The sequence below is a fragment of the Morganella sp. HMSC11D09 genome (genome assembly GCF_001807955.1).
In the GTDB taxonomy this organism is placed as follows: Bacteria; Pseudomonadota; Gammaproteobacteria; order Enterobacterales; family Enterobacteriaceae; genus Morganella; species Morganella morganii.
In genome coordinates this window covers 1-536 of sequence record NZ_KV791651.1, presented here as the reverse complement: position 1 = coordinate 536, position 536 = coordinate 1, and the positions used below count along the sequence as shown (strand labels likewise).

At 49.1% G+C, this 536-nt stretch carries 2 protein-coding genes; both read right to left on the bottom strand.

The annotated features are described in order from the left end of the window. On the bottom strand, positions 1–312 hold a 312-nt coding region (locus tag HMPREF3119_RS02000; RefSeq protein WP_246829228.1), incomplete at its 3' end, for a DUF6246 family protein. A gap of 50 nt (positions 313–362) precedes the next feature. After that, positions 363–536: Ig-like domain-containing protein (locus HMPREF3119_RS19595; protein ID WP_246829229.1), on the bottom strand; the 174-nt coding region annotated here is incomplete at its 5' end.

Here is a 536-nt window from a genome sequence, read left to right as displayed (position 1 = left end):
CCGCCATTCACCGATAACCTCAGAACAGTCATCGTCACAACATGCCTGCATCACGTCCATTGCTGTCGATAAAATGCTGCGCCCGTAAACCGGTTTATTTAACAGTGCAATCAGCCATTCAGGAACCACTCCGTAAGCGTCTACAGCAGACGCTATAATTTGTTGTACCTCTGCGCCATTTAATCGCGTAAACGCACTCACAATCTCTTTAGGCTCACCGATTCGCGTCATGGCATCCAGCGACGGGCGGAACAGGTAATCATTTTCGGCAGTGGATATCACCATCTCGCCGTATTCTAAACGCGGTGTCATATATCCTCCTGAACATTATCAAGGGCACCCGGAGATGCCCTTTGTAATATTTAGGCCGCAGTGACTGTAACGACACATTTCGCCGTCTTACTGCCATCTTCCGATGTGACTGTAATATTCGCGGTACCGGCGGCGACACCGGTTACAGTGACAACATTCAGCAGCTTACTGACGGTAGCGAAGTTAGGCTTATCGCTGACCACTTCGTAATTTTTGTTTGTCGC